Source organism: Allobosea sp. ASV33 (assembly GCF_016428755.1).
GTDB lineage: Bacteria > Pseudomonadota > Alphaproteobacteria > Rhizobiales > Beijerinckiaceae > Allobosea.
On record NZ_JAELTI010000087.1, the window covers coordinates 1 to 25,156 of the forward strand.

A 25,156-nucleotide genomic window follows, 5' to 3' on the forward strand; every position below is an offset into this window, starting at 1 on the left:
AGGGCCAGGGCCATTCGCGGTTCTCATAGCATTTGTCGGTGGTCGCGATCACGACGCTGCGCACGCTCGGCTGGGCGCGGATCGCCTCCAGCAGGTTGAGCGTGCCCATGACATTGGTCTCGAAGGTCAGGCGCGGGTCGCGATAGGACGTGCGGACCAGCGGCTGGGCCGCGAGATGCAGCACGATCTCCGGCGCGACCTGCTCTAGGGCGGCCCGCATCGCCCCGATATCGCGGATGTCGCAGGCGACGCTTGGCATGATGCTGTCCAGGAAGCCGAGGCGCTCGCTTTCCGCATCGTTCTGCGCTGGCAGCGACAGGCCGAACGCCACAGCGCCGAGCCGCTTGAGCCAGAGCCCGAGCCAGCTCCCCTTGAAGCCGCTATGGCCGGTGACCAGCACGCGCCGCCCGCGCCAGAAAGCGGGATCGGGATTCACCAGACCCGCCATGGTGCCTCGCCGGTGTCCCAGAGCTCCTCGAGGCGGCGCTTGTCGCGCAGCGTATCCATCGGCTGCCAGAAGCCGTCATGCGGATAGGCCATCAGCTCGCCGTCGCGGGCGAGGCCCTCCATCGGGCCGCTCTCCCACACCGTGTCGTCGCCGGCGATCTGGTCGAGCGCCTGCGGCGACAGCACGAAGAAGCCGCCATTGATGAAGCCTGAATCGCTCGCAGCCTTCTCGCGGAAGCCGGTGACGCCGTTGCCGTCGAGATCGAGCACGCCGAAGCGGCCGGGCGGACGGACCGCCGTCACCGTCGCGGCGCGGCCATGGCTTTCATGGAAGGCGATCAGGCGGTCGATCGGCACGTCCGAGACGCCGTCGCCATAGGTCAGGCAGAAGCTCTCGCCCTCCAGATAGGGCCTCACGCGGGCGATGCGGCCGCCCGTCATCGTCTCCTGCCCGGTATCGACCAGCGTGACCTTCCAGGGCTCGGCCCGGCCGGCATGGACGGTCATGCCGCCCTGCGTGAAGTCGAAGGTCACGTCGGAGGAATGGAGCAGGTAGTTCCCGAAATACTCCTTCAGGGCATAGCCCCGGTAGCCCAGGCAGATGACGAACTCGTTGATGCCGTAGCGGGAATACAGCTTCATGATGTGCCAGATGATCGGCCGGCCGCCGATCTCGATCATCGGCTTCGGCCGGTGTTCCGATTCTTCCATGATCCGCGTGCCGCGGCCGCCCGCCAGGATCACCGCCTTCCTGATCTTCATCGCTCGCTTCCGTATGTGCGCCGAGATCGGCGAGGCCAAAAACGTGAGAAATTTTCCCACTCGACATTGACGTGGGAATTATTCCCACTTATTGGGCCTGTCAACCCGCCGCCGTTCGTTTCTTGCGGATCGCGGCGGACTGAATGTCCGTTCGAGGAGATTGGCTGGTGTCAGCCCCTGCGATGCTTGTTCACGATGCCCGATGCCGCGGCCGCCATCCCTGGCGTGGCGCGATCGCTGATGCCGCCAAAGCGCTCGGCCTCGTCGAGCTCTGGCTCACCATGGGCTGGTACGATGTCCGCCAACGCTACAGCCGCTCGGTCTTCGGTCCGTTCTGGGTGACGATTAGCCTCGCCGTCTTCGTCGCGGGGCTCGGCCTCACCTACGCTGCGCTCTTCCGCGTGCCGGTGGTCGCCTACCTGCCCTATGTCACCGTAGGAATGGTGCTGTGGTCGCTGATCACCGCCCTGCTGAACGAGGGCGCGGCGACTTTCACGGCGGCCACGGCCGCGATCAAGCAGATGCCGGCGCCGATCGGCATTCATGTCCTGCGCGTCGTCTGGCGCAACCTGATCATCCTCGCGCATAACGCGGTGATCGTCCTCCTTGTCCTTCTTGTCTGCGGCGTCAGGCCCGGCTGGGCCGGGCTTGCGGCCTTGCCGGGGTTGGCGCTGCTCCTGCTCAACGGCATCGGCTGGAGCGTGACGCTCGGCCTCCTCGGCGCGCGCTTTCGCGACATGATGCCGCTTGTCGCCAATGCGACGCAGATGCTGCTGTTCGTGACGCCGGTGCTCTGGCGCGCCGATGATCTCGGCACGCGGCGCGCCCTCGCGGAGCTCAATCCGCTGTTCCACCTGATCGAGATCGTGCGCGGGCCGTTGCTCGGAGCCGGCTTTCCGGCCGAGAGCTTCGCCGTCGCCCTCGTCGTCACCTTGCTCAATCTCCTCCTCGCGTTCGCCCTCTATGCGCGGCTGCGCTGGCGCGTGGCTTATTGGCTGTGAGGCGGCGATGAGCTCGATCCGCCTCGACCGCGTCAGCGTACAATTTCCGCTTTATGGCGGTAGCGCCCGCTCCCTGCGCAATCGCATCGTCAGCGGTGCCACCGGCGGCCGCATCGGCTCCGACGCGAGGGCGCGGACCTGCGTCGAAGCCCTCAGCGGCATCGATGTCGGTATTGCTCATGGCGAGCGCGTCGCGCTGGTCGGCCATAACGGCGCCGGCAAGACGACGCTGCTGCGCGTGCTCGCCGGCATCTACGTCCCGCAGCGGGGGCGCGTCGCCGTCCACGGCAAGATCGCGCCGCTCTTCGACATCGGCCTCGGCATGGATGGCGAGGCGAGCGGCTACGACAATATCCGCCTACGCGGCCTCTATCTCGGTCTCAGCCGCCGCCAGATCGAGAACCGGATCGACGAGATCGCCGATTTTACCGAGCTCGGCGGCTTCCTCGACATGCCGATCCGTACCTATTCAGCGGGCATGCAGACGCGATTGTCCTTCGCGATCTGCACCAGCGTCGATCCCGAGGTGCTGTTGCTCGACGAGGGCATCCTCGCGGGCGATTCAGCCTTCATCGCCAAGGCGCAGGCGCGGCTTGCCGCCTTCGTCGCCCGCGCCGGCATCCTCGTCCTCGCCTCGCATAGCGACAGCCTGCTCGCCAGCCTGTGCACGCGGGCGCTGCGGCTGGAGCACGGCCGGCTCGTCGCCGACGGGCCGCTGCACGACGTGCTCGCGCCCTCCCAATCGCCTTTACCCAGGAGAATCCCGGCATGACCGTTTCCGCCGAAAAGCCGACGCGCTGCGTCGCCGGCATCGTGATCTATCGCCCGGAATGGGAGGCGCTGCAGCGGCTCGTTGCTTCGCTGACGGACGACGTCACGACGATCGCCATCTACGCCAATTGGCCGGTCAGCGGCGAGGAGCAGCAGGCGCTCGAGGCTGGGGCCGGGGCGGCCGAACTGGTCGTGCTGAGGCCCGGCCTCAACCGGGGCCTGGGTGCCGCCTACAATGTCCTGCGCCAACTGGCGGAAGCCTGCGGCAGCGAATTCCTGTTACTTCTCGACCAAGACAGCAGGCCGCCGGCGGGTCTCGTCGGCGCCCTGGCCGCGACCTATCGCGATCTCACGTCGCGCGGCGAGCGTGTCGCCGTCGTGGGGCCGCAGCCGGTCGATATCGAAGGAGAGGCCATGCGGTTGTCGGCGGTGCGGGCGCAGCTTCGGGGCGAAGGCGATCCCGTGCGCAGCCGTTTCGTCATCTCGTCGGGCTCGTTGATCGGGCTCGACGCCTTGGCGGCGATCGGCGCTTTCCGCGGCGATTATTTCATCGACGCGATCGATATCGAATGGTGCCTGCGCGCCGGGGCTGCCGGGTATTCGATCTGGGTCGATCCAGCGGTTTCGATGCCGCATCAGCTCGGCCGCGGGGTCATCCGTCTGCCGCTCGGATTGCTGCTGACCGACCAGCCGGCGCGCCGGCTCTACACCTATGTCCGCAACCAGCTCGCCATGCTGCGCCTGCCCCATGTTCCGATGCGGCACAAGGCGAAGTTCCTGATCTCGTTGCCGGTCAGGCTCGCGGTTCATCTCGTTCATCATCGTTTCTCGCGCGACTGCGTGACGGCGCTGGCCAACGGCCTGATAGACGGCGCCCGCAACCGGCTGGGCCCGCCAGATCGCGCCCTAATCCCGTGGCGGAATGCCGGCCTTGGCTCTCGCTTCGCCCGCAATGCCGGGGCCGCCGCCGATGCGGCAAGCGGACCGCGTCCGGCATGAAAGCGCCGGTCATCCTGGTGCTGGGGCGCTCCGGCCTGCTCGCCAGGGCGCTGGCCGATCGCGGCGGCGGCGATATCGTGACCGCAGGTCGTCCCGATTTCGACATCACGCAGCCGGGCGCATCCGAGCGCCTCCTTGACCAGCTCCGCCCCGCCGCCGTCATCAATGCGGCCGCCTATACGGCGGTCGATCGCGCGGAGAGCGAGCCGGAGCTGGCTTTCGCCCTCAACCGGGACGCCGCCGCGGCGCTGGCCAGGGCCTGTGCGCGAGCGGGGCTGCCGCTCATCCATGTCTCCACCGACAGCGTCTTCGACGGCGCGCAGGACCGAGCCTATCGCGAAAGCGATACGCCGCGGCCGATCAATGTCTACGGCGCCTCGAAACGCGCGGGGGAATGCGCGGTCCTCGATGCGCTGCCTTCCGCGTTGGTCGTGAGAACATCCTGGATATTTGGAGCGTCCGGCGACAGTTTCGTGAGCCGCCTGCTGGGCTGGGCCGAGGGGCGCGACCGGCTCACGATCGTAGGCGACCAATATGGCCGGCCGACCTATGCGCCGGCGCTTGCCGAAGGCCTGTTGACGCTCGCAAGGCGCCTGCTCGACGGAGCTGCAAGCAGCGGGCTGATGCACCTCGCCGGCGAGAGCGTGCTCAGTCGCGCGGAGCAGGCGCGGATCATCTTGGAGGCGGCCGGCCGCCGCGGCCGGGCGGCTACGACGGTCATCCCCGTTCCGTCGAGTCTGCGTCCGACACCCGCGAGGCGGCCTCTCAACGCGGTTCTCGATTGCAGCCTGGCGCTCAGGCAGGGCCTGGCGCTCGGGCCATTCCGGAACGATCTCGAGCCGACGCTCGATGGCCTGCTCGGGTCGGCCGCGTCGGGCGCGCAATCGGGCGCCTGAGAGGGTCTCGCGACCGTCCCGTCAGCGCCCGGGCCCCGCTCCGCCGGAGCCGCCCCCGCCTGGTCCGCCTCCGCCCGGCCCGCCAGCTCCCGGCCCGCCGCCGTGGCCGCCAGATCCGGCGCCGCCCGGGCCCATTCCGCCGGGGCCGCCGAATCCGCCGCGGCCGCCCATCTCGCCGCGCCCGCCGGGGCCAAAGCCCCCCGGTCCACCGGTCAGGCCACCATGGCCGAAGCCACCGGGACCGAACGATGGCCCTCCGGCCGGGCCGCCGCCATTGCCGCCGCCATCGCCCTCGGGCCGCGCCACGCGCAGATTGTCGATGCTTGGCACGCCGCCGGGGCCGATGCGCCCCTCCAGGACGGCCCGGACATCCTGCCAGGGCGAAAGGTCGTAACTGAAGGCTTCGCTGCGCAGCGAAAGTCCCGAGCCCAGCAGCAATTGCCCTTCGCCGCCGCGAAGATAGCTCTCGACCGAGAAGGTGCCGGTCGCAGGCAGCGCGGAGGCGGGTGCGACGGCGCTCGCCCGGAAGCCGCCCCGCGCGATGCGTCCGGAGACGGCCACGCGCCGCCCGACGAAGCTCTCGTCGATATCCAGCAGCTTGAGCCCGCCGATCCAGAGCCCGTCACCATCCTTCTCGACGACGCCGACGACATGCGCCGTTTCCTGGCCGGAGCGTTCGATCAGGCTGGCGACGATCGTCCCGTCGAGCCGTCGCAGGCCGCTGACGGCGACAGACTCGCCCTTGCGCCAGCCCCTGGATTGCTGACCGGGCCGGGTCTGAACGGGCTGCCCGAGGACATCGATCCCGTCGCGATAGACGGCGGTGATCGGCCCGACCACCTCCCGCTCGACGGCGATCCCGTTGGTGACGAGTCCGCTCCCGTCGGGCCGCGCGACCACACGCACGACATGGCCGATGCGCAGGTCGCGGGCGCTGCGGACCAGCCCGTCTATGGTGACCGGCACCTCCTGCGGATAGGCGATGCGGCTGTCGTTGACGATGATGCTGCCGAAGCGCTGGATCGTGCCGACGAAACCGGTGCCGCCGATGCCGCGGTCGGAGCCGGCATTGCCTTCCGGTGCGAAGCCGGTGCCGCCGATGCCGACATCGCGCGGCCGTTCCGGCGCGGCAAGGGCCGGGCCCCAGGCCAGAGTGGTGCCGAGGGAGGCCAGCAGCGCCCGGCGCGTCAATGCGGGACGCTTGCTCATCCCCGGATGGCCCCGGCGTCGTCTTCGCGGGGTTCCTTCTGGCGGAAGACATAGACGCCGCAATTCCAGCGGTGATCGCCGCCGGCATCGCTCTCGCAGGCGGCATTCGCCTCGCGGTTGAGCTGCTGCAGCATCTCCAGCGCAAGCTCCCGCGAGCGCGCTTCGAGCCGTTCGGCCAACTCGGCCGAGAGCCCGTCATAATGCACCGAGCGCTCGACGAAGGGCGGCTTGGCGGCGAGCACATTGGCGACCGAGGCCGCCAGGTGGTCGTGCAGGTTTCGGCCGAAATAGTACAATTTGTCGTCGTCGCCGTGCTGGGGAATGAAGGCCGCTTCGGCCAGCGCGATCCGGTCTTCGGCGTCGATTGTGACAATTCGGCGGTCGACCCATTCGTCGAGCACGGCGCGTGGGCGTAGGTCGCGCGTGACCGAGGCCACGAGCTCCTCGAAGGAGGGCTGTCCGGCGTCCGCCGTGCGCGGCAAGGGGAGGGGGGCGCCGGCGGCATCGCAATAGCGCGGCGAGGCGATCCAGCGCGCGATGATCGCACCCGTGCGCGAAACCGAAGCCGGCACCGCGTTCACCGGTGCACCGGCGCCGCGCAAACGGCTGACCTCCTTGCGGTGGATCCCGGTCAGCAGGCTGACGCGACTGTCGGTCTGTTCCTTGCCGGGCAGGGCGAAGTCGTATTCGGCGACGTTGACGTAAAGCTCCCTGAGCAGCTGGCACAGCGCGGGGAACGTCATCCCGGCGCGGATGCACAGCCGCACGAGTGGGCGCAGCAGCCGCGCCAGCGGCGGATAGAGCTTCTCGGCGGTGGGATCCTGGGCTGCGTCCGACATGTGGCGATAATTAGGCTTTTCCAATGTGGGATACAATCCCACAAAAATTCTGGTAGCCTCTTGTGTGGCCGATGGGAAACAGTTAAGTGGGAATAATTCCCACTTATTTGTGATCCTGCAATGTCGCCCTCTCACTCCTCGTCACGCTGGTCCCGTATCAGCCTGTCGCTACGCCGCTCGGAACTGGCGGCTGCGACGACGCGTGCCGCTTGCTGCCTGATCGCGTTCTCGGTGCCCTATGTTCTGTTCGTGCTCGAGAGCGCGTTGCACCCATGAGCGATACGCCCCATTCGGCAAGCGCCCCGCCGCTGTCTGGATCGCGCTTCACGGCAAGAGCTGGAGCGCGATCCGCCACGCGCATTCCGCGCCTTGCCGGGCGCTTCCTGCTGGCCGCGATCGCGTTGGGCATCGCCTGGCTGCTGGTGTCTGCGGAAGTTACGCGCGAGGGCGGGACCGACTGCCATTCTCGCGGCTATCGCGACCCCGTGACCGGGCATCAGGTGCAGCGGCCTTGCTAGCGGACATGCGCTGCCCGGATTGCCGATGGGCCAGCGCTAGATCTCGATCTCGACGCCGACCTCGACGACCTGCTTGGCGGGAATATGGAAATGGGCCGCCGAGCGCTCGGCATTGCGCTGCATGAAGGCGAAGAGATGCTCGCGCCAGACCGCCATGCCCGCGATCTCCTCCCGCGGGATGATGGTCTCGCGGCCGATATAATAGGAGAGATCGTCGAGCTGGATGCCGGGCAGGAGGCCGCGTTCGACGCCGCAGCGCAGCCCGTCGGGAATGCGTGGCGTTTCCATGAAGCCGAAATGCAGGACGACCCGAGTCATGCCGGGTGCCAGCTCGACGATCTCCATGCGATCGGCGTCCGCGACGCGCGGCACCTCCTCCGGCTTGCCGGTGACGAGCAGGATATGCTCGTGCAGCGCGTGGTTGTGGCGCACGAAATGGGACAGCGACAGCGGGACGCCGCGCGCGGCCGAGGCGAGGAAAGCCGCCGTGCCCGGTAGGCGCATCGGCGGCTTCGTCGCCAGCATCGCCAGAAAGTCCTTCTCGGATTCGCGCTGGCGGTTGCGCGCGGCTTCGACCAGGGCGAGGCCGCGCCGCCAGGTCAGCATGATGACGGTGAGCACCAGCGCCATCAACAGCGGGTACCAGCCACCATCCGCCAGCTTCACCAGATTGGCGGAAAAGAAGACGAGGTCGATCAGCAGGAAGAAGCCGTTCACGGCGAGGACCGCCGGCAGGCTGTAGCCCCATTTCAGTGCGATCAGCGCGGCGAGGCAGGTGGTGATGGCCATCAGCAGCGAGACGGCCACGCCATAGGCGCCGGCCAGCGCATCGGACGAGCGGAACGCGAAGACCGAGACCAAGGTCGCCACGCAGATCATCCAGTTGACGATCGGGATATAGATCTGCCCCTTCTGGTCGTCCGCCGTGTGCCTGACATGGACGGAAGGAAACAGCCCGAGCTGCATCGCCTGCTGGGTCAGCGAGAAGGCGCCGGTGATGACCGATTGCGCGGCGATCACGGCGGCGGCGGTGGCGAAGACGATCAGCGGGTAATGGGCCCAGTCCGGCGCGAGCTGGTAGAACGGGCTGTCGATGGCCGCGGGGTCGGTCAGGAGCAGTCCGCCCTGGCCGAAATAGTTCAGCATCAAGGCGGGCAGCACCACGCTGAACCAGGCGAAACGGATCGGCTGCGGCCCGAAATGACCCATGTCGGCATACATCGCCTCGCCGCCGGTGACCGCCAGGAAGGTCGCGCCAAGCACGACGAAGCCGACGAACGGCGAGGTATGCGTGATGAAATAGAGCGCGGCGAAGGGATTGATCGCCGCGAGGATGCCCGGCGCCATCAGGATGCCCCTGATGCCCAAGAGAGCGAGCGCGATGAACCACAGCAGCATGATCGGCCCGAACAACTGGCCGATGAAGCGCGTGCCTTTCCGCTGGACGAGGAAGATGCCGAGGAGGATCACGGTGGTGATCGGTACCACGGCCGGCGCCAGGAAAGGCGCGTCGATCTTGAGGCCCTCCACCGCCGAGAGGACCGTGATCGCCGGGGTGATGGCGCCGTCGCCATAGAGCAGGGCGGCGCCGACGAGCCCGAGCACCAGCACATGCGCCCGAAGCGTCCCCGGCTTGGCGTGGCGCGCCCTGAGCAGGGCGAGCATCGCCATGATCCCGCCTTCGCCGCGATTGCCGGCGCGCATGATCAGCAGCGCGTATTTGATGGAGATGATGAGGATCAGCGCCCAGAGGATCATCGAGACGCAACCGATGATCGCCCGCGGATCCGGCGCGCCCTGCGTGCTGGCCGCGCGGACCGCCTCCTTCAACGCATAAAGCGGGCTCGTACCGATATCGCCGTAGACGACGCCGAGCGCCCCCAGCATGGCGATGCCGATCGGGGAGCGATGGCCGTGATGCGCGTCCGGCCCGCCATGGACCTGTACGGCTGCTGGCTTGGACAAAGGCCGCCCCCCCCCCTTTTTTATTCTCTTTGTTTCCCTTGGGGTAAGCCATGTCGGACGGTGGCCGCAAGTGCCCCCGAAAGAACTCCCGGTTCCGCGGCGATGCTGCCTCGCCGAACGTGGCGGCAGGCTCGCCTGTCGGACAAAGTCGGCGTTGACGCATCGCAACATGAATTTTATATAGATGCTTATGATCAGCACGCCTAAGAAGCCGTCGCCGACGGTCGGTTTCCTGCTCCATGATGTCGCCCGTCTCCTGCGCAAGCGCTTCGAGCAGCATGCGCGCGATTCCGGGCTGACACGTTCGCAGTGGCAGGTGCTCGCCTATCTCGACCAGAATGCCGGCATCCAGCAGGGTGCCCTGGCCGAGCTGTTGGAGGTGGAGCCGATCACGGTCGGGCGCATCCTGGACAAGCTCGAAAGCTGCGGCCTGGCCGAGCGCCGCCCGCACGCGAGCGATCGGCGCATCTGGCAGCTCTATCTCACCGAGAAGGCCCGGCCGAAGCTGACGGAGCTGCGCGCGCTCGGCGACGTCACGCGGGCGGAAGCCTTCGACGACATTCCGCTGGCCGAACGCGAGCAGCTTCTCGCGACGCTGGGGCGGATGAAAGACAATCTCACGGCCGCCTGCCAGATGCCGGTGGCCGAAAGGCAGGTCCAAAATGGATGACGCAGCCAGGAATACGGAATCGACGACCCGTGAAGAGTCCGAACCCGGCTCTTCAGGCGGCGGGGCGGAGATCCGGCAGTTCGAGCCGAAGGCTCGCACCGAGACGACCGCGAAGGAAGCGCCCGAGACAAAGCCGGAATTGCCCCCGAAGGTCGTGCCCGGCCCGGAGCCACGGCATCGGCGCAACCGCACGCGCCTCGTGCTTTTCGCGTTGCTGCCGATCGCGCTGATCGCCGGCGGCTATTACTACGTCACCGGCGGGCAGGTGATGTCGACCGACAACGCCTATGTCCAGGCCGATATCCTCGCGGTCTCGACCGATGTCGCCGGCATCGTCGGCGAGATCGATGTCCGCGACAATCAGGTGGTGAAGGCCGGCGATGTCCTGTTCCGCCTCGACGACAGGCAGTTCCGCTTTGCGCTGGAGCGGACCGACGCCCAGATCGGCATCGTCCATAACGATCTCGAAGCCTTGAAGGCCAGCTACAAGGGCATGCAGAGCCAGATCGAGCAGGCCCATACCGACATCGCCTTCTACGAGACCAGCTTCAAGCGCCAGCAGGACCTCGCGACCAAATCGGTCGCCTCGCAGGCGACCTTCGATCAGGCCAAGCACGATCTCGACGGCGCAAGGCTCAAGCTCGCGCAGCTCGAAAGCCAGCTCGCCGGCATCGCCGCCAACCTGAACGGCAAGCCCGATGCGCCGGTCGAGAACCATCCGCGCTACAAGGATGCGGTTGCGGCGCGAGCCGAGGCGCAGCGCCAGCTCGACCATACGACGGTCCGTGCGCCCATGAACGGCGTCGTCACCAATGTGCCCGCGCTGCAGAAGGGCCAGTATCTGGAGGCGGCGACCAATGCCTTCAGCCTGGTCTCGACCGACCATGTCTGGATCCAGGCCAATCCCAAGGAGACCGAGCTCACCTGGGTGAAGCCCGGCCAGGAGGCGGAGGTCTATGTCGACACCTATCCGGGCGCCGTCTGGAAGGGCTCGGTCGACAGCATCAGCCCAGCCTCGGCCGCGAGCTTCTCGCTGCTGCCGGCGCAGAACACCAGCGGCAACTGGGTCAAGGTCGTCCAGCGTATCGCCATGCGCGTGAAGATCGAGACGCCGCCGGACCAGCCGCGCTTGCGCGCCGGCATGAGCGTGACGCTCGACGTTGATACAGGCCATGCCCGCGGTCTGCCGAGTTTCGTCAGCGAAGCCGTCGGCAAGGTCAGCAAGTAACGAAGAGGCCTGCCATGGCCAATGCTGCCACTCCGGCTGCCGCGCCCGTCGCCAATCGCGGCGCCATCACCGCCTGCGTGATCCTCGCGGTCATCATGCAGGCGCTCGACACCACCATCGCCAATGTCGCACTGCCCTATATCCAGGGCAGCGTCTCGGCGAGCGCGGACCAGATCAACTGGGTCCTGACCTCCTATATCGTGGCGGCGGCGATCATGACGCCGCCCTCAGGCTTCCTCGCGGCCCGCTTCGGCCGCAAGCGCGTGCTCTCGGCGGCGATCATCGGCTTCGTCGTCGCCTCGATCCTGTGCGGCGCGGCGCAGTCGCTGACGCAGATCGTCGGATTCCGGTTGTTGCAAGGCTTCTTCGGAGCCTCGCTCGTGCCGCTCTCGCAGAGCATCCTGCTCGACATCTACACGCCGGAGGAGCGCGGCTCCGCCATGGCGCTGTTCGGCATCTCCGTGATGGTCGGGCCGGTGCTCGGCCCCGTTCTCGGCGGCTGGCTGACCGAGAACATCTCCTGGCGCTGGGTCTTCTACATCAACCTCCCGCTCGGCATCCTGGCGCTGGCGGGCGTCTCGATCTTCGTCTCCGAGACCAAGGCGAGCGCGCTGGCCAAGCTCGACTGGACCGGTTTCGGCGCGCTCAGCATCGCGATCGGCGCGTTGCAGCTCTTCCTCGATCGCGGCGCCCAGCTCGACTGGTTCGACTCGCTGGAGATCATCGTCGAGGCGGCGGTCTGCGTCGGCGCGCTCTACGTCCTCGTCGTGCACACCTTCACGGCCGAGAACTCCTTCATCAAGCCGCGGCTCTTCCTCGACCGGAACTTCAATGTCGGCCTGATCTTCATCTTCATCGTCGGCATCTGCTACCTCGCCTCGCTCGCGCTGCTGACGCCTTTCCTACAGACGCTGCTGGGCTATCCCGTCGTAACGGCCGGCATCGTCATGGGCCCGCGGGGCCTGGGCACGATGGCCTGCATGTTCATGGTCGGCCGGCTGATCGGCAAGGTCGACACCCGCCTCCTGCTCGGCGCCGGCTTCCTCGTCAGCGCCTGGGCGATGTACGACATGGCCGGCTGGACGCCTGATGTCTCGCAGCAGCGGATCATGCTGACCGGCTTCGTCCAGGGCGGCGGGCTCGGCCTGCTCTTCGTGCCGCTGACGACCATTACCTTCGCGACGCTGCCGGCGGAATATCGCGGTGACGGCACGGGCCTCTACAACCTCTCGCGCAATATCGGCTCCAGCGTCGGCATCTCGCTGGTGAGCTACCTCCTGACCCGCAACCTGCAGGTCAACCATGCCGAGATCGCCAATTACGTGACGCCCTTCAACCGCATCTTCGAGATGCCGGCGATCAAGCATGCCTGGGACCCGACGACGCTGGCCGGGCGCGCCGCGCTCGACGAGGTCATCACGCGCCAGGCGACGATCATCGCCTATATCGACGACTTCAAGCTCTTGATGATCCTGTGCCTCGCGGCCTTGCCCTTCCTCGCCCTGCTGCGAACGCCGCGCCGGGAGGCGGCTGCGCCAGCCGACGATCACGCCATGGTCATGGAATGATCATGTCCTGCGGTGAGAGTTCGCGCGAGATCCCGACTATTTATGTCTCGAGCTGACTGCTGCGAGCAGATACGGTGTGTGCGGCCTGCCATTCGGCGCCGCTAAGCGAGGAGCTTGTCGGCCATTGCGGGCGGACCTCGGGACGCGCATATTTGATTGCGCCGAACGGCCTGCAAGCCGGTGAATACGGTAAGTAATTGATTTTTATGGCGCGCCCGACACGATTCGAACGTGTGACCTTTGCCTTCGGAGGGCAACGCTCTATCCAGCTGAGCTACGGGCGCTAACCGTGAAGGCTGGATAGCCGATCCCCGCTGCTTCGGCAATGCGGGATTTTGGATGAGGCGCAGTTCTCCGGCGGCAATGGATACGCGCTCCGATCGTGTCGGCGTGGCGCGCTTGCGGCTGGAGATCTGGAAGCCCCGCTTCGGCGCCGCGACAGCCTGCGTGGTCGGCACCGTCTCGACCCAGACACGTGCGACGCGCCCGAGCGGTTCGACCACCGTCTCCTTATCGTCGGCGAAGCGGTCGACAACTCTCTTTGCCTAGGCTCCAGCAGGGTATTCGATTTACCCAGCGCATGAGGACCTGGCAAAGGACCTCGCGGAAGATGACCTCACAGAAAGCCTACCGTGACGATGCCGTTCCCGGGACATGGGCCGTTTGTGGATATCGAGATGCCGCCAGCCGCGACCGATCTCCCGCCGCGATCGGGTTCGGGATCGCTTCAGTCGAAGAGCCGGCGCACGACGGCGGTCGTCACACCCAATGTCGCGACCTGCGCAAAGGCTTTGACATAGTTGCCGGCATAGAAGCCTCGGATCATCTCGATGCGCGTCTTCAGCTCCTCGTCGAACTTGATCGCGAAACCATCCGTCAGCTTGCGCACGATCGTGCCGCGGACCGCGCGCCCGCCGATCGTGCAGATGATGGCCGTGCCCAGAGGCGCCGGCGGTTCGCCGCGCAGCCCGGCCCCGGTGATGGAAATGTCCGTCAGCCGCAGGATCAGGCTTTGCCCGGCACATTCGAGCATGACCGCCTCATCGGTCGCGAAGCGCTCCGCCTTGCGGCGCCGCGGCTGTTCCACGCAGACGAAGCAGACGATGACGAGGACGATCAGGTTGTACCAGCTCCAGGCGAAGGCGAGGCCGCCCGACGTCAGGCTGTCGCCACGCACATGGATCGCGAAGGCATAGACCAGACCGGCCAGGGTGAGGAGTATGATGCTGCCGTAGATCTTTACGAGCGGCCATTCGATGAAGCGCTGGCCCCGGTCGCCACCTTTGGCGGTGACCTTGAATTTCTGGTGCCGCGGCCGCAGCAACCCGGTGAAGACCGCCTTCAGGATCGCCGGAGCCGCGATGAACTGGGACACGTCGGTCATGAAGACCAGCGAACGACCACGCGAGATCCAGCTCATCGTGACCGAGTGCCACAGGAAGAACGGCAGGAAATAGCCCAGCAGGTCGTAGAGATCGGCATCGACGGTATGGATGCCGAAGAGCAGGTAGCCGACCGGGACGAGCAGCCCGAGCAGCTTCGCGATATAGACCGCTGTCCAGTTGAGGAAAGTGTCCACCAGGGACAGGCGGTCGATGAAGGTGAGGCTGGAGCTGCGCGAGAACGGCCCGCTGCGCCCGCGCGTGATCTGCATGAAGCCGAGGCACCAGCGCCCACGCTGCGTGATGTATTCCTTGAGCCCCTCCGGGGCGAGCCCTAGCGTGAGCGGCTCGTTCAGATAGGCGGTGGTGAAGCCCGTTTCCTTCAGCCGCAACGTCAGCAGATAGTCTTCCGTGACGGAATCGGTCGGGAAGCCGCCGATCGCCATCAGCGGCGCGAAGCGGATGACTGAGGAGGTGCCGCAGCAGAACGCCGCGCCCCAGGCATCCTTCGCGGCGAGCACGACATCGAAGAAGAAGCGCTGCTCGTCCGGCCAGACATGGGCGGCGGCGAGATTGGTCTGGATCGGGTCGGGATTGATGAAATGCTGCGGCGTCTGCACCAGGCCGACGCCCGGGTCCCGGAACAGGCACAGCGCCCGCGACAGGAAATCCGGGAGCGGCACGAAATCCGCGTCCAGGATCGAGATGAACGCCGGAGGATCCGGCAGGGTCGCCAGATGCGCCAGGGCATGATTGATGTTGCCGGCCTTGGCATGGCTGTTGTCCGGCCGGGTCAGATAGCGGCAGCCCAGGCGCTGCGACAGCTCTTCGAGCCAGGCGCGGCGACCATCGTCGAGCACCCAGACTCGGTAATTGCTGTGGTTCATCCCGGTCGCGCCGATCATCGTGCGCTCGAGGATGGCCTCTTCCTCGTTGTAGGTGCAGATCAGGACGTCGACCAACGGCGGCTCGAGGCTTGCGAGCCAGGCCTTGTTCGCCTCGACCTCAGGCGAACGGTTGCGCGTCCGACACAGGAAGATGGAGGCCAGGATGGCCGCCGACAGCGACGCCGTTTCCGCGACCAGGAAAATGCTCCCCGCCGCGAAATCGGCCGTCCAGCCGAGCGGCGGCAGCGTCGACGTCACCCGCCACTGGAAATAGCGCAGCAGCAGCAGCAGCCCGACGCCGACCATCAGCATGCGCGCGGGCGTCCGGTCATGCCTCAGCAACGGGGTGAGCATGACGGCAAGCCCCGCGGCGGCGAGACCCGGCGCCAGCGCGGTCAGGAGATTATGCGTCACGGCGCGGAGGCCTGCTCGCCGAACACGACGCGGCCCGTTCGACCGACGGCACAGGTCTGCCCGGCGCCCAGGTCCGGCACCGAAACCGTAACCCGGTAAGGCTCCTTGCTCAGCGCGGCGGGCTCGATCGCGAGGTTTGCCGCTGCGGTGGCCCGGCCGGTCAGGTTGACGACCTTCCCTTGCAGGTCATTGCCGCCATCGGCCGGCACGAAGCGGGCGGGGCTACCGACCGAAAGGCGATTATAGACGGACTCCGTGACATTCGCCGTCACGACCGCCGTCGAGCAATCGATCAACCGGGCGAGATCCTGGCCGACGCGCACCTGCTCGCCGGGAGAGACCATCGCCTCCCAGATGCGCCCGGTCACCGGAAGCGTCATCGCGACGTCGGACTGGGCCTGATGGCGTGCGCGCGCATCGGCGAGCGCGGCTTCCAGCTGTTTCGTTTCGGCGTCGAGGCCGGCCAGTTCCGAGCCGAGATCGGCGATGCGCTGGCGCATCTCGTCGCCGCGTTGCACCGAGCTCGGCCGGTCGTTGTAGCTGTCGCCGAGGAAGATCCGGTTGCGCGCCGCTGCAAGCTCGACGGTCGCGGCCGCGAGCCGATGGCGCGTCGAGGCTTCGGTTCCCGTCGCGATCGTGACCTCGCGCGACAGGCGGTCGAACTCCGCGGCCGTGACGTTCCCGGTCCGCGCCAATGCCTCGGCGCGTCGATAAGCGGCGGTCGCCTCCTCGCGCCGGGCGATGGCGACGCCGATCTGGCTTTCGAGCTCAGCCATGCGGGCGGTCAACTGCTCGATCCTGCCCAGCCTGAACGCCTCGGCCTGACGGTCGAGATCGGCCGCCGCAGCCTGCGCGCTCGTAAGCTTGCTGCTCAACGTCGCCCGCTGGCTGGCCAGCTTGCCGAGGGCTTGCTCCAGCTCGTCGAGCCGGCCGCGATCGGCTCGCGGATTGACGATGCGGAGCAAGGTCGAGCCTTGCGCGAGAGCGTCGGAGGTAGCCAGCGTCGTCGTCGACGCGACGACCTCACCCGCGATGGGCGAGCGCAGCGTCATCAGCCGTGCGTTGACGACGGCCTCGACGCTGGAGGTCTGGAGGAGTGTACGCAACGGCGCCAGCCCGAAAACGGCGACAACGGCCGCCCCGAGCAAAATCTTGGCCGCCCGCCGGACGGCCGGCGTCATCATGGGCTGCTTGGCTGGCTGCGGTGCAGTGCCTCCGGCCTCGGGCTTGGGTTCGCCGCCATCGACGTATTGTTTCAGCCTGCTCTGCAGGGCGCGCGCGTCCTGAGGCTCCTGGCCACCGGCGGAGGCGGCCGGAGAGGCTGCCGCGTGAAGCGCAGCCGAAGCCTGATCCGGCTTGGCGTCGCCGGCTTCCAAGCCTACGGGTTTCTTGGATTGCAGAGCTTGATGGGCCATTTTTGCGTCCCTGTTATCGAACGGAACGATTGGGCAGCGCGCTTTCCCAAATCTTAAAGCCGCGCCGTTCGCCAAATGAACGCAAGAACGGCGGAAACAAGAGATGAAGCGGGAGCTTCGGAATCGTTGAAGATGTTATTAACCTCGTGCGGATCGACGAGCTTGATCGGCCTTCTCGACCGCTCGTCGGCATCGAAGACCCCGGGCGCCCGCATCGCGAAGTCGCAGGATAATGGGCGTGACGCGCTCCCTGATCTCAAGGGGAGCATGATGTCCGACGCTGTCTGGCTTTGTCGGCGTTGCGCGATCGTGCGGACAATCGATCGCTTGCTGCTTCACACAACGAAATATCGAGTAATAAATTGAATTCCATAGGGTTTTTGGGGTTCGCCTTGTGGCGATTCCCGGCTTCGGAGGGAAACGCGCTGTTGCGCAGGAGGCGCGGGCGGTGACAATGAAACGCGATGCCGATTCTCAGCGACATCCCTCCGGACATCCGGCGCGCAGCCTGCGCCTTTCACGAAGCCGGCCATATCGTCGTCGGCTGGGAGCACCGGCGCCATATCACCCACGCCTGGCTGCGGCCGCCCTACGGTTTCTCGGGCGAGACCTGCTTCGAGCCTTATGAGCGAGGCTTTCGCGGTAACAGCGCGGTCGACCGCAGGCGTGCGGAGATCGAGATCATCATCCTGTCCGCCGGCTATTGCGGCGAGATGATCTATTGGAACGCGGACGGGCTGAAATGGTACCCGGGCGCGATCGCCTCGCATGAGGACGATCTCCAGCAGATGAAGCCGTATCTCGCGCTTCTGCGGCCGACTGACGAGGCGGCGCTGCGCACCCGTTGCGCCAATGCAGCGACGGCCATTCTCTACCGTCCGACGATGCTTGCCGCCCTGGCCGCGATCGCCCGGCGATTATCGGACCAGCGCCGCATCGATCGCGACGAGGTCGATGACATCATCGGGCGCACGGCGGGTTGATGGCTGCCGTACGCCCTATCGAATGTCCAGCGGTTACGCCGCCTTCTTGCCGGCGTCGAACGGCACTTCGATATCGACCGCGAGGGTCGAGACCTGGGCGCCGCGTTCCATCCGGACGCTGACCTTGTCGTCGTCGATCTGCATGTGCTTGGAGATCGCGCGCAGGATTTCGTCGCGCAGCTTGCCGAGCAGATCGGCATCGCCGCCCGTCGCGGCGCGCTCATGGGCGAGCAGCACTTGCAGCCTTTCCCGGGCGGCGGGGGCCGAACGGGGGCGGGAGAAGAGACGAAGCAGGTTCATGCCGCCTTCCTTCCGAAGAACTTGCCGAAGAAGCCGCGCTTCTCGCCGGGGATCGTGACCGGGAGCTGTTCGCCCTTGAGCCGGCGCACGGCGTCGAAATAGGCGATTGCCGGGGCGCTGCCCTGGTCGGCCAGCGTGACGGGCGAGCCGATATTGGAGGCACGCAGCACGTCCATGCTCTCGGGGATGATGCCGAGCAGCGGGATCGACAGGATCTCCAGCACGTCGTCGACCTTCAGCATGTCGCCGCGCTCGGCCCGCAGGGGGTCGTAGCGGGTGAGCAGCAGGTGCTTCTCCATGCGCTCGCCGTTCTCGGCCTTGAGCGTTTTGGAATCGAGCAGGCCGATGATCCGGTCGGAATCGCGCACCGAGGACACTTCCGGATTGGTCACGACGATCGCGATATCGGCATGGCGCATCGCCAGCGTCGCGCCGCGCTCGATGCCGGCCGGGCTGTCGCAGATCACCCAGTCGAAATTCGCCTTCAGCGCGCCGATGACGGCGGCGACGCCCTCCGTCGTCAGGTTGTCCTTGTCGCGGGTCTGCGAGGCCGGCAGCAGGTAGAGCGTCTCGACCCGCTTGTCGCGGATCAGCGCCTGGGTGAGCTTGGCCTCGCCCTGGATGACGTTGACGAGGTCGTAGACCACGCGCCGCTCGGCACCCATGACCAGGTCGAGATTGCGCAGGCCGACGTCGAAATCGACGACCACGACCTTGTCCCCGCCCTGGGCGAGCGCGGCGCCGAGCGCGGCCGACGACGTCGTCTTGCCGACGCCGCCCTTGCCCGATGTGACGACGATGACCTTGCCCATTGACCGCTCCTTCTGAACGTTGAGTTATGTGTGCGCCTCAGGCGAGCGCTTCGACCTTGAACGTTTCGCCGTCGAGCCAGATCTGCACGGGCTTGCCGCGGAATTCCGGACCCATGTCCTCGGCCGTCTTGTAGTAGCCGTCGATCGCGATCAGCTCGGCCTCGAGCTTGCGGCAGAAGATGCGCGCCGCAGCATTGCCCATCGTGCCGGCCATCGCCCGTCCGCGCAGGGTGCCGTAGACATGGATCGAGCCGCCCGCGACGATCTCGGCGCCGGATGCGACCGAGCCGACGACGGTGACGTCGCCTTCGAGGAAGACCAGCGACTGGCCCGAGCGCACCGGCTGCGTCACGATGATCGAGGGAACCGCCTTGGGCAGGTCGGGTGCGACCGGCTCCGCGACCGTCACGGTCTCGACGGCCTCGGCCGCGGCCGGAGGTTCGAAATCGGGGGTGGGGCGCCCGTCGGCCATCGCCGGCGGCAGATCGGAGCCGAGAAGGGCGGGCGAGGCGCCCTCGATGCCCATGATCCTGACCTGGCGCTGGCCGAGCTGGCTGACGAAGGTGCGAAGCTGCGCCCGGTCGATTTCCAGCCCGGTAATGTCGAGCACCACGGGGCGCCGCAGGAAGAATCCGGCGGAGCGCGAGGCGAGATCGTCGAGCCGCGCCAGCCAATCCTCGAAGGGCAGCTCCGGGGTCAGCGTCAGCGCAAGATAGGACCGCCCCTTGAGGCGGATGGGCCGGGGTTGAGTTAACACGTCGGTTATCTTGGTAAATTTTCGGTTGCTTCGGTGTATCGAGGGAATGGTTAACAGAGGGTAAACCGGAGCCTCGGATGGGCTCGCCCGATACGGTCTGTGGGAAGCTGTCCACACCGCATGGCAGGGGCCTGACGGGCAAAAGCGTGCACCGTTTGAGGGCACAGGACGCGAGGTCGAATTTTAGAACATGCCGATTTCGTGCAGGAACCGCCCCGTCATTCCGGGGCAGGCCGCAGGCCTGAGCCCGGAACCCAGATCGATGCCGCCATGACGTGACGCGCTGGCCCAGACGCATTCCTTCCAGAAACGGCATCGGTTCTGGGTTCCGGGCTCTTCGCTTTGCGAAGCCCCGGAATGACAGCTCTATGAGCGCGGACGAGCGTTACCGTTGGAAAACCTCCGGATAGGCGTAGAGCCCCGGCGCGCCGCCGGTATGCCAGAACACGACGGTCTCGTCGGGGCCGATGGCGCCGCTGCGGACCGTTGCGATGAGCCCGGCCATCGCCTTGCCGGTATAGACGGGGTCGAGCAGGATGCCTTCGGTCCGCGCGACCAGTTCGACCGCTTCGATCATCGCGGGCGTCGGCTGACCATAGCCGGGGCCGACCTGCGAATCATCGATTTCAAGCGCGGCCTGCTGGCCCCGCTGCCGGCCCTCCAGCGCGTAGATGTCGTTCACGAGCCCGGAAACGATGGCGCCAGCCTGCTCGGACGAGCGCGAGACGCTGACGCCCTGCACGCGGCAATCGAGCCCGGCATCCTCGACGCCGGCCAGGATGCCGGCATGGGTGCCGCCGCTGCCCGTCGGCACGACGAGATGGTCGATGCGGCAATCCGTGGCCTTCGCCTGCCCGGCCAGCTCCAGGAGAGCATCGCGATAGGCGAGGCTGCCCAGCGCATTGGAGCCGCCGACCGGGATGAAATAGGGGCGCTTCCCCTGCGCCGTCAGCCCGCCTATGGCCTCGGCCGCGATGGCGGTCGCATCCCCGCCTGCCGGGAGCAGACGGATCTCGGCGCCAAAGATCCGATCGAGCAGCCAGTTGCCATTGGTCCGGTAGGATTCGCTACGGCCAGCCACCGAATCGGTCAGCAGCAGCACGCAAGCCAGCCCGTTACGCGCAGCCGCGGCGGCCGTCTGGCGGGCATGGTTCGACTGGATCGCGCCCATCGTGACCAGCGTGTCCGCGCCCTGCTTCAGGGCTTCCGCAACGAGATATTCGAGCTTGCGCACCTTGTTGCCGCCGCCGGCGAAGCCGGTGCAGTCGTCGCGCTTCATCCAGATCGAAGGGCCTACGCCATTGCGCGCCAGTGCCTCCGAGAAGCGGGGCAACGGCTCGAACGGCGTCGGCAGCAGGGCCAGTCGGATCGTCTCGCGTCGGTTCATCCCGGCAGGCTCCCAGCTTCGTGTCGCCATCGATGGCGAGGGCAGCATAGCGCGGCGCCGGAGATTCGCCGGGCGCGCGAATGCATGCCCGGCGTGCAGTCCGGGCTTACGCCTACAGCCGCCGCGACAGGCGCGGGTCGAGCCGGTCCCGCAGGCCGTCGCCGAGCAGGTTCACCGCCAGCACGACCAGCGCGAGCGCGATCGCCGGGCAGAAGATCGTCCAGGGCGCGCGGGCGAGATAGAGCCGGCTCGATGCGATCATGTTGCCCCAGCTCGGCACTTCCGGCGGCACGCCCGCGCCAAGGAAGGAAAGCGAGGCTTCGACGAGGATCGCCGAGGCGCAGATATAGGTCGCCTGCACGATCAGCGGCGCGATGGTGCTCGGCATGATGTGCCGGAACAGGATGCGCGGTGTCTTCGCGCCGCAGGCACGCGCGGCTTCGACGAAGGGCAGTTCCTTGACGCTGAGCACGATTGAGCGGACCAGGCGGACGACGCGCGGCAGTTCCGGGATCGAGATCGCCGCGATGACGATGCCGATGCTGCCCTGGTTCAGGGAGACCATGGCGATCGCCAGCAGGATGGCGGGAATCGCCATCAGCCCGTCCATCAGGCGCATGACGATGGCGTCGAAGCGGCGGTAATAGCCGGCGAAGAGCCCGATCGTCAGGCCGATCAGGATCGAGATCGTCGCGACGCTGAACCCGACGATCAGCGAGACGCGGGCGCCGTAGACGGTGCGCGCGAAGACATCCTGTCCGAGCTGGTCGGTGCCGAACCGCAATGCGGGGGAGGGCGGCTGCAGGCGCCGCGTCGGCAGCTTCAGCATGGGATCGCCGGCGATCAGGGGCGCGATGATCGCGACGCCGATGAAGAAGATCAGGATGGCGGCGCCGAGCAGCATGGTGGGATTGCGGCGCGCGAAGCGGCCGAACCGGGCGAGACGGTTGCCGGTGGCGGGAGCGGGAACGGCGGGGACGTCGATCGTGGTCATCGCGCGCGCCTCCTCAATGCCGGATGCGGGGGTCGATGAGCGAATAGGACAGATCGACCGCGAGGTTGATCAGCACATAGATGCCCGAGAAGACGAGGATCACGCCCTGGATGATCGGATAGTCGCGCTTCGAGATCGCATCGACCACCAGGCGGCCGACGCCGGGGATGTTGAACACGGTCTCGGTGATGACGACGCCGCCGATCAGGAGCGCGACGCCGATGCCGATCACGGTGATGATCGGCACGCCGGCATTCTTCAGCGCGTGCTTCATCAGCATGGTGCGCGCCGAGACGCCCTTGGCATTGGCGGTGCGGATGTAATCCTCCTCCAACACCTCCTGCATCGAGGCCCGCGTCATCCGCGCGATCAGCGCGACATAGGCGAGACCGAGCGTGATCGTCGGCAGGATGAGATGGAGGAACCAGGGACCGATGCCGTCCAGGATCGGGCGGTAACCCTGTACCGGCAGCCAGCGCAGCTCGATCGCGAAGATATAGATCAGGCCGTAGCCTACCACGAAGGTCGGCATCGAGAAGCCGAGCACGGAAAAGCCCATCAGCAGGCGGTCGATCGGTCGGCCGGTCTTCCAGGCGGCGAGCACGCCGAGCGTCACCGCGATCGAGACGGCGAAGATCATGGTCAGCACGGCGACGGAGATCGTCGGCTCCAGGCGCTGCAGGATCAGGGTCGAGACGGGGGTGTTGGAGAAGATCGAGACGCCGAGATCGCCCTGGATCACGCGCAGGCCCCAGCGCCCGAACTGGACGAGCAGGGGATCGTCGAGGCCCAGCCGCTGGCGGATCGCCTCGATCTGCTGCGGCGTGGCGTAGTCGCCGGCGATGATGGCGGCGGGGTCACCCGCGGAGAGATGAAGCAGGAGGAAGACGAAGATGCCCACCAGCGTCATCACCAGGATGGTCGATGCCAGGCGCTGTACGAGATAACTCAGCATTGCGTCGTTCGTCCTCCGTCGGCTGGTTCATTCGGTGCGGGGCTGGTGCGCCCGCTCGCACGCGGCGCTCGCATGCACGCCCTCGCGCCGCCGGCACGCCCGCCTGAAGGCGGTCGGACGGGCGGAGTACGCCGAGGAGCGGACTCCGTGAAGCGCGTCACGATCAGGCTGAAATCAGCCCTTTCTGACATTCCAGAACGGGATCAGCTCGGGCATGCCGATCAGTCCCGTCAGGTTACGTAGCGCGGCCGGCTGGAACCATTGGCCGAAATAGGCATGCGGCACGAAATCCCAGGCGTTCTGCTGGATGTCGCGGGCGATCTGCTTGCGCTCGGCATCGGTCGAGGCGCCGGCCCATTTGTCGCGCAATTGCTCGTGCAGCTCGTTGGTCGGCCAGCCGAACCAGCCCTTCTCGCCATTGGCGGCATGGCCGCTGAGCGAGACCGGATTGCCGAAGGCGTTGACCGAGCCGGAGGTGAAGAACACGTTCCAGCCGCCCTGGTCCGGCGCAGCCTTGACGGCGCGGCGGGTGACGACGGCGCCCCAGTCGGAAGCCTGGAGCGAGACGTTGAAGCCGGCCTGGCGCATCCATTGCGCGATCAGGTTCGCCGCGTTGTTCATATAGGCGATGTTGGTCGCCTGCAGCACGACGACCGGGCGCCCGTCATAGCCGGACTCCTTCACAAGCTGCTTCGCCTTCTCGATATTGGGGGCACCCTTGAACCAGTCGATATTGGCGTCGTTCTCCATCGGCGTGCCCATGCCGAACAGCGAGGAGCAGCCGCGGAAATATTTCTCGTCGCCGAAGGTCGCCTTCATCACCTCGGTCGGGTGGATCAGGTGCAGCATGGCCTGGCGGGCCTTGACGTTGTTGAACGGCGGATGGAGCCAGTTCACGCGCGCCCAGCCGAGCTGGCCCTGCTTGTTCAAGACCTCGAGCTTGATGTCCTTCTCGCCGGACAGCGAGTCGAGCAGGTCGACATTGGGATATTCGATCATGTCGATCTCGCCGGCCCGGATCGCGGCGATCGCGGTCGCCTCGTCGGCGATGTTCTCGTAGACGACGCGGTCGACATTCACGACCTTGCCGCCGGAGGTCATTACCGCCGGCTCCGAGCGGGGCACGTAGTTCGGGTTCTTGTCATAGACATAGCGCTGGCCCTGGACGACCGCGCTCTCGTTGAAGACGAAGGGGCCTGAGCCGAGGATCGTGCTGATCTGCTGGTTCGGGTCGGTACCGGCCTCCTTTTCGCGCATGATGTAGCAGACATTGGTCGCGGCCTTGGCGAGCCATTCGACCACGAGCCCATAGGGCTCCTTCATCACGATCTGGAAGGTCTTGTCGTCCTTGATCGGCGTGTCGGCGAGGCGCGCCATCATATGCTGGCCGCCGCCGTCGCGGGCGCCCCAGCGCCGGATCGAGGCGACGCAATCCCTGGCGGTGACCGGGGTGCCGTCCGTGAAGCGCAGGCCGTCGCGCAGCTCGAACGTATAGGTCTTGCGGTCGTCCGAGAGCGACCATTTCGAGACCATCTGCGGCTGCGGCTCGAACTTGTCGTTCACGCCGAACAGCGTGTCGTAGACCATGCCTGCGTGGTACGAGGTCATGTTCGCCGTCGTCCAGATCGGATCGAAGACGCGCAGATCGCCGTGCAGGACGGCCTTGAGTGTACGGGCGGCGGAAGGCGTAGTCTGGGCCCGGATCGTGGCTGGCGCGGCGACGAGCGCGCCGGTTGCCAATCCGCCCTGAACGAAGCGTCTGCGTGTCGTGGTCATGTCGTTCTCCTCCGCGTTGCAACAGAGGACCGCGGGCATTCGCCTCGTCTGGCCCTCATCGGGTCATGCTTGAACTCTCCTGTTCCGTTCGGGTGCGGGGGCGTCAGACGACGAGCCGGCCCGGCGGGAGCGGATCATGCGGCCAGAGCGGCCGGTTGATCTTGCGATAGGGATATTTGCGCACGTCGAGATGCGAGGGGCCGCCGCCATCGGTGTAGATC

At 66.8% G+C, this 25,156-nt stretch carries 24 protein-coding genes and 1 tRNA gene; 10 read left to right on the plus strand and 15 right to left on the minus strand.

The window, feature by feature from the left end; genetic code table 11:
- Both JHD80_RS20830 and rfbF read right to left on the minus strand, forming a co-directional pair.
- Window positions 1-448: GDP-mannose 4,6-dehydratase (locus JHD80_RS20830; protein ID WP_199091403.1), on the minus strand; the 448-nt coding region annotated here is incomplete at its 3' end.
- A complete protein-coding gene (gene rfbF, locus JHD80_RS20835) occupies window positions 433-1,209 on the minus strand; it encodes a glucose-1-phosphate cytidylyltransferase (RefSeq protein ID WP_199091405.1) in 777 nt (258 codons plus the stop codon). The genes rfbF and JHD80_RS20830, both read right to left, overlap by 16 nt.
- Before the next feature lie 167 nt (window positions 1,210-1,376).
- Between rfbF and JHD80_RS20840 the strand changes: the two genes are divergently transcribed.
- From JHD80_RS20840 to rfbD, 4 genes are read left to right on the plus strand one after another with little or no spacing between them, the layout of a single operon-like run.
- Window positions 1,377-2,210 carry an ABC transporter permease gene (locus JHD80_RS20840; RefSeq protein WP_199091407.1) on the plus strand — a complete coding sequence of 278 codons (834 nt, stop codon included), beginning with the start codon at window positions 1,377-1,379 and terminating at the stop codon, window positions 2,208-2,210.
- A 7-nt stretch (window positions 2,211-2,217) separates the two neighbouring features.
- Window positions 2,218-2,982 carry an ABC transporter ATP-binding protein gene (locus JHD80_RS20845; protein WP_199091409.1) on the plus strand — a complete coding sequence of 255 codons (765 nt, stop codon included), beginning with the start codon at window positions 2,218-2,220 and terminating at the stop codon, window positions 2,980-2,982.
- A complete protein-coding gene (locus tag JHD80_RS20850) occupies window positions 2,979-3,980 on the plus strand; it encodes a glycosyltransferase family protein (protein WP_199091411.1) in 1,002 nt (333 codons plus the stop codon). The genes JHD80_RS20845 and JHD80_RS20850 overlap by 4 nt, the downstream gene beginning before the upstream one ends.
- Window positions 3,977-4,876 (plus strand): dTDP-4-dehydrorhamnose reductase, encoded by a 900-nt coding sequence (gene rfbD / locus JHD80_RS20855; protein WP_199091414.1) that lies wholly within the window; start codon window positions 3,977-3,979, stop codon window positions 4,874-4,876. Before JHD80_RS20850 ends, rfbD begins: the two co-directional genes overlap by 4 nt.
- Window positions 4,877-4,897: 21 nt before the next feature.
- Here rfbD and JHD80_RS20860 read toward each other — a convergent pair whose 3' ends face one another.
- Both JHD80_RS20860 and JHD80_RS20865 read right to left on the minus strand, forming a co-directional pair.
- On the minus strand, window positions 4,898-6,085 hold the full coding sequence (locus JHD80_RS20860; RefSeq protein WP_199091416.1) for a DUF5666 domain-containing protein: 1,188 nt from the start codon (window positions 6,083-6,085) through the stop codon (window positions 4,898-4,900).
- Window positions 6,082-6,924, minus strand: coding sequence for a DUF6502 family protein (locus JHD80_RS20865; RefSeq protein WP_199091418.1), 843 nt, complete (start codon window positions 6,922-6,924; stop codon window positions 6,082-6,084). Before JHD80_RS20865 ends, JHD80_RS20860 begins: the two co-directional genes overlap by 4 nt.
- Window positions 6,925-7,044: 120 nt before the next feature.
- Here JHD80_RS20865 and JHD80_RS20870 point away from each other — a divergent pair, with 120 nt between their 5' ends.
- Together JHD80_RS20870 and JHD80_RS20875 are read left to right on the plus strand one after the other, a co-directional pair.
- Window positions 7,045-7,200, plus strand: a complete 156-nt coding sequence (locus JHD80_RS20870; protein ID WP_199091420.1) for a hypothetical protein — start codon at window positions 7,045-7,047, stop codon at window positions 7,198-7,200.
- Window positions 7,197-7,442 (plus strand): hypothetical protein, encoded by a 246-nt coding sequence (locus JHD80_RS20875; RefSeq protein ID WP_199091422.1) that lies wholly within the window; start codon window positions 7,197-7,199, stop codon window positions 7,440-7,442. The genes JHD80_RS20870 and JHD80_RS20875 overlap by 4 nt, the downstream gene beginning before the upstream one ends.
- Window positions 7,443-7,478: 36 nt before the next feature.
- Here JHD80_RS20875 and JHD80_RS20880 read toward each other — a convergent pair whose 3' ends face one another.
- The gene (locus JHD80_RS20880; protein WP_199091434.1) at window positions 7,479-9,329 is read right to left on the minus strand and encodes a potassium transporter Kup; all 1,851 of its coding nucleotides are present in this window, start codon (window positions 9,327-9,329) and stop codon (window positions 7,479-7,481) included.
- A 262-nt stretch (window positions 9,330-9,591) separates the two neighbouring features.
- Between JHD80_RS20880 and JHD80_RS20885 the strand changes: the two genes are divergently transcribed.
- Genes JHD80_RS20885 through JHD80_RS20895 form a run of 3 tightly spaced genes read left to right on the plus strand, consistent with a single transcriptional unit; the run spans window position 9,592 to window position 12,873 of the window.
- The gene (locus JHD80_RS20885) at window positions 9,592-10,077 is read left to right on the plus strand and encodes a MarR family winged helix-turn-helix transcriptional regulator (protein ID WP_248311696.1); all 486 of its coding nucleotides are present in this window, start codon (window positions 9,592-9,594) and stop codon (window positions 10,075-10,077) included.
- Complete coding sequence (locus tag JHD80_RS20890; RefSeq protein ID WP_199091423.1) at window positions 10,070-11,305, plus strand: HlyD family secretion protein; 1,236 nt, start codon at window positions 10,070-10,072, stop codon at window positions 11,303-11,305. Before JHD80_RS20885 ends, JHD80_RS20890 begins: the two co-directional genes overlap by 8 nt.
- Window positions 11,306-11,319: 14 nt before the next feature.
- Window positions 11,320-12,873 (plus strand): DHA2 family efflux MFS transporter permease subunit, encoded by a 1,554-nt coding sequence (locus JHD80_RS20895; protein WP_199091425.1) that lies wholly within the window; start codon window positions 11,320-11,322, stop codon window positions 12,871-12,873.
- A 207-nt stretch (window positions 12,874-13,080) separates the two neighbouring features.
- Here the strand turns inward: JHD80_RS20895 and JHD80_RS20900 are convergent.
- The 3 genes from JHD80_RS20900 to JHD80_RS20910 all read right to left on the minus strand — a co-directional run bounded on the left by JHD80_RS20900 (window position 13,081) and on the right by JHD80_RS20910 (window position 17,046).
- Window positions 13,081-13,157, minus strand: a tRNA-Arg gene (locus tag JHD80_RS20900).
- Between the two features lie 443 nt (window positions 13,158-13,600).
- Window positions 13,601-15,496 (minus strand): glycosyltransferase, encoded by a 1,896-nt coding sequence (locus JHD80_RS20905; protein ID WP_199091438.1) that lies wholly within the window; start codon window positions 15,494-15,496, stop codon window positions 13,601-13,603.
- A gap of 56 nt (window positions 15,497-15,552) precedes the next feature.
- Complete coding sequence (locus JHD80_RS20910) at window positions 15,553-17,046, minus strand: HlyD family secretion protein (RefSeq protein ID WP_248311697.1); 1,494 nt, start codon at window positions 17,044-17,046, stop codon at window positions 15,553-15,555.
- 389 nt (window positions 17,047-17,435) lie between these two features.
- Between JHD80_RS20910 and JHD80_RS20915 the strand changes: the two genes are divergently transcribed.
- Window positions 17,436-17,954, plus strand: coding sequence for a hypothetical protein (locus JHD80_RS20915; RefSeq protein ID WP_199091427.1), 519 nt, complete (start codon window positions 17,436-17,438; stop codon window positions 17,952-17,954).
- Between the two features lie 33 nt (window positions 17,955-17,987).
- Here JHD80_RS20915 and minE read toward each other — a convergent pair whose 3' ends face one another.
- The 7 genes from minE to JHD80_RS20950 form a co-directional block, all read right to left on the minus strand.
- On the minus strand, window positions 17,988-18,254 hold the full coding sequence (gene minE / locus JHD80_RS20920) for a cell division topological specificity factor MinE (protein ID WP_199091428.1): 267 nt from the start codon (window positions 18,252-18,254) through the stop codon (window positions 17,988-17,990).
- Window positions 18,251-19,066, minus strand: coding sequence for a septum site-determining protein MinD (gene minD / locus JHD80_RS20925; protein ID WP_199091429.1), 816 nt, complete (start codon window positions 19,064-19,066; stop codon window positions 18,251-18,253). Before minD ends, minE begins: the two co-directional genes overlap by 4 nt.
- Before the next feature lie 37 nt (window positions 19,067-19,103).
- The gene (gene minC / locus JHD80_RS20930; protein ID WP_199091442.1) at window positions 19,104-19,832 is read right to left on the minus strand and encodes a septum site-determining protein MinC; all 729 of its coding nucleotides are present in this window, start codon (window positions 19,830-19,832) and stop codon (window positions 19,104-19,106) included.
- A gap of 376 nt (window positions 19,833-20,208) precedes the next feature.
- Window positions 20,209-21,210: a D-cysteine desulfhydrase family protein gene (locus tag JHD80_RS20935; RefSeq protein WP_199091430.1), complete on the minus strand. Its 1,002-nt coding sequence runs from the start codon at window positions 21,208-21,210 to the stop codon at window positions 20,209-20,211.
- 112 nt (window positions 21,211-21,322) lie between these two features.
- Window positions 21,323-22,204: an ABC transporter permease gene (locus JHD80_RS20940; RefSeq protein ID WP_199091431.1), complete on the minus strand. Its 882-nt coding sequence runs from the start codon at window positions 22,202-22,204 to the stop codon at window positions 21,323-21,325.
- A gap of 13 nt (window positions 22,205-22,217) precedes the next feature.
- Window positions 22,218-23,159, minus strand: coding sequence for an ABC transporter permease (locus JHD80_RS20945; RefSeq protein WP_199091432.1), 942 nt, complete (start codon window positions 23,157-23,159; stop codon window positions 22,218-22,220).
- Between the two features lie 174 nt (window positions 23,160-23,333).
- Window positions 23,334-24,935 carry an ABC transporter substrate-binding protein gene (locus tag JHD80_RS20950; RefSeq protein ID WP_199091433.1) on the minus strand — a complete coding sequence of 534 codons (1,602 nt, stop codon included), beginning with the start codon at window positions 24,933-24,935 and terminating at the stop codon, window positions 23,334-23,336.
- Window positions 24,936-25,156: the final 221 nt, after the last annotated feature.

Excerpts from the sequence above, each read along its gene's own strand:
- rfbF (WP_199091405.1), bottom strand. The coding sequence starts at position 1,209 with ATGAAGATCAGGAAGGCGGTGATCCTGGCGGGCGGCCGCGGCACGCGG.
- JHD80_RS20845 (WP_199091409.1), top strand. The coding sequence starts at position 2,218 with ATGAGCTCGATCCGCCTCGACCGCGTCAGCGTACAATTTCCGCTTTAT.
- JHD80_RS20850 (WP_199091411.1), top strand. The coding sequence starts at position 2,979 with ATGACCGTTTCCGCCGAAAAGCCGACGCGCTGCGTCGCCGGCATCGTG.
- rfbD (WP_199091414.1), top strand. The coding sequence starts at position 3,977 with ATGAAAGCGCCGGTCATCCTGGTGCTGGGGCGCTCCGGCCTGCTCGCC.
- JHD80_RS20860 (WP_199091416.1), bottom strand. The coding sequence starts at position 6,085 with ATGAGCAAGCGTCCCGCATTGACGCGCCGGGCGCTGCTGGCCTCCCTC.
- JHD80_RS20865 (WP_199091418.1), bottom strand. The coding sequence starts at position 6,924 with ATGTCGGACGCAGCCCAGGATCCCACCGCCGAGAAGCTCTATCCGCCG.
- JHD80_RS20870 (WP_199091420.1), top strand. The coding sequence starts at position 7,045 with ATGTCGCCCTCTCACTCCTCGTCACGCTGGTCCCGTATCAGCCTGTCG.
- JHD80_RS20875 (WP_199091422.1), top strand. The coding sequence starts at position 7,197 with ATGAGCGATACGCCCCATTCGGCAAGCGCCCCGCCGCTGTCTGGATCG.
- JHD80_RS20880 (WP_199091434.1), bottom strand. The coding sequence starts at position 9,329 with ATGCTGGGGGCGCTCGGCGTCGTCTACGGCGATATCGGTACGAGCCCG.
- JHD80_RS20885 (WP_248311696.1), top strand. The coding sequence starts at position 9,592 with ATGCTTATGATCAGCACGCCTAAGAAGCCGTCGCCGACGGTCGGTTTC.
- JHD80_RS20890 (WP_199091423.1), top strand. The coding sequence starts at position 10,070 with ATGGATGACGCAGCCAGGAATACGGAATCGACGACCCGTGAAGAGTCC.
- JHD80_RS20895 (WP_199091425.1), top strand. The coding sequence starts at position 11,320 with ATGGCCAATGCTGCCACTCCGGCTGCCGCGCCCGTCGCCAATCGCGGC.
- JHD80_RS20905 (WP_199091438.1), bottom strand. The coding sequence starts at position 15,496 with ATGCTCACCCCGTTGCTGAGGCATGACCGGACGCCCGCGCGCATGCTG.
- JHD80_RS20915 (WP_199091427.1), top strand. The coding sequence starts at position 17,436 with ATGCCGATTCTCAGCGACATCCCTCCGGACATCCGGCGCGCAGCCTGC.
- minE (WP_199091428.1), bottom strand. The coding sequence starts at position 18,254 with ATGAACCTGCTTCGTCTCTTCTCCCGCCCCCGTTCGGCCCCCGCCGCC.
- minD (WP_199091429.1), bottom strand. The coding sequence starts at position 19,066 with ATGGGCAAGGTCATCGTCGTCACATCGGGCAAGGGCGGCGTCGGCAAG.
- JHD80_RS20935 (WP_199091430.1), bottom strand. The coding sequence starts at position 21,210 with ATGAACCGACGCGAGACGATCCGACTGGCCCTGCTGCCGACGCCGTTC.
- JHD80_RS20940 (WP_199091431.1), bottom strand. The coding sequence starts at position 22,204 with ATGACCACGATCGACGTCCCCGCCGTTCCCGCTCCCGCCACCGGCAAC.
- JHD80_RS20945 (WP_199091432.1), bottom strand. The coding sequence starts at position 23,159 with ATGCTGAGTTATCTCGTACAGCGCCTGGCATCGACCATCCTGGTGATG.
- JHD80_RS20950 (WP_199091433.1), bottom strand. The coding sequence starts at position 24,935 with ATGACCACGACACGCAGACGCTTCGTTCAGGGCGGATTGGCAACCGGC.